The organism is Bowmanella yangjiangensis, from assembly GCF_017255015.1.
Taxonomy (GTDB): Bacteria; Pseudomonadota; Gammaproteobacteria; order Enterobacterales; family Alteromonadaceae; genus Bowmanella; species Bowmanella yangjiangensis.
Genome location: NZ_JAFKCS010000212.1, coordinates 1 through 1,415, shown reverse-complemented (window position 1 = coordinate 1,415; position 1,415 = coordinate 1). Strand labels below are relative to the sequence as shown.

2 protein-coding genes are annotated in these 1,415 nt (G+C 64.3%); one reads left to right on the top strand and one right to left on the bottom strand.

All coding sequences use genetic code 11. The features are described from left to right. Positions 1-196: 196 nt before the first annotated feature. Positions 197-484, bottom strand: a complete 288-nt coding sequence (locus J0A65_RS23410) for a hypothetical protein (RefSeq protein WP_206596691.1) — start codon at positions 482-484, stop codon at positions 197-199. A gap of 98 nt (positions 485-582) precedes the next feature. Here J0A65_RS23410 and J0A65_RS23405 point away from each other — a divergent pair, with 98 nt between their 5' ends. After that, complete coding sequence (locus tag J0A65_RS23405; RefSeq protein ID WP_206596690.1) at positions 583-1,374, top strand: AraC family transcriptional regulator; 792 nt, start codon at positions 583-585, stop codon at positions 1,372-1,374. Positions 1,375-1,415: the final 41 nt, after the last annotated feature.

Sequence of the window (1,415 nt, the reverse complement as noted above, 5' to 3'; positions counted from 1 at the left end):
CGACGAAATCCTCATGGCCGGCCCGCTGGACGAACTGGCCGACAAGATCGCCGGCACCCGCGCCGAGGCGCGCGAGCGTAACGGCTGGATCATGGACAGCTACCTGCTGCGCAAGGAAGGGACGGTGCAGGCTTGAGGTGAGGGGGCGTTGTCTACCCTAACGTGCGACCGCAGACTGACGGACCTGCTGTGAGTCCTAGAGTGGCCTGCTCTGGCTGGTGTCGGCGTCTCGCAGGTGAGGCGCCAGCCATTGGCGCAGCGCCTCGTCGCGTACCGACAGCACTTCGAACAGGCCCAGGGCGCGCAGTGCTGGTAGCGTCGCCAACAGATCGTGCTCAGCGATCGCGCGTTGTTCGGGGGCGGCTTGGTGATCGCAGAGTATCTTGGCGTTGGCCAGAAAGGCACCGACGCTCCCCTTGCGGATCACGACGCCATTGCGTTTGATCTGATCCATGCCCGCAGGCAGCAGGTCTTCAGCGCGCATTGCATAACTCCGATTGTGGTCAGGAAGTATCATCCTATCGGCGCTGGCGTGGCGTATGTGCGCTATAAATGCCATTCGATGACGATCTGGCGCCAATCATGTCTACGCCCCTGCTGCCGTTCGAACTGGCTGATTCCCACTGTGGCCCGCTGCTGTTAGCTGCGGCAGCGCATAGCACCTTGCCCCGCGACACCTCGCCTCATCAGCATGCAAGGGGCCAGTTGCTTGGCGCTACGCGAGGGCTGCTCAGCGTCGATGCCGGTAATTGTCGCTGGGTGATCCCGGCTACCCATGCAGCATGGATTCCGGCGCACCTGCCACATGCGTTGCGTTCGCACGGCCCGTTCAGCGGCTGGAGCCTGTACGTTGCACCGCAGGCATGTGCCGATCTGCCCGACAAGCCCTGCATCCTTGGCGTGTCGGCGCTGCTGCAGGCGGCGGTGGCACGCCTAAGTGCCTGGCCAGCCACGGCACCGGAGGCGGCGCAGCAGCGCTTGTGTGCGGTCATTCTCGATGAGCTTGGCGTGGCCCCCCAGGTCCCTCTCGGCTTGGCGATGCCGCAGGATGCACGACTGCTACGCATTGCTCTGGCGCTATCGGCGCAACCTGGGGACACTCGACGCCTACCGGAATGGGCAGCGTGGGCAGGTATTGCGCCGCGCTCATTGAGCCGACGCTTCGTTGTCGAGACAGGCCTCAGCTTTGAGCAGTGGCGCCAGCGCCTGCGGTTGTTGCATGCGCTGGAGTGGCTGGCAGCGGGGCGGCCGGTCACCGCCATTGCGCTGGACCTGGGTTATGACAATGTCAGTGCCTTCATTGCCCTGTTTCGCCGGGTGTTCGGTGTCACCCCGGGTCGTTATGCACCTTTGCAGACTGAGGCTCAGCGCTAGTTCAGCGACCCTCTGGACGATTGCGGCAGGGTCATGCCGCC

Bases quoted from the DNA above. Each gene is read 5' to 3' on its own strand.
- J0A65_RS23410 (WP_206596691.1), bottom strand. From the start codon at position 484: ATGCGCGCTGAAGACCTGCTGCCTGCGGGCATGGATCAGATCAAACGC.
- J0A65_RS23405 (WP_206596690.1), top strand. From the start codon at position 583: ATGTCTACGCCCCTGCTGCCGTTCGAACTGGCTGATTCCCACTGTGGC.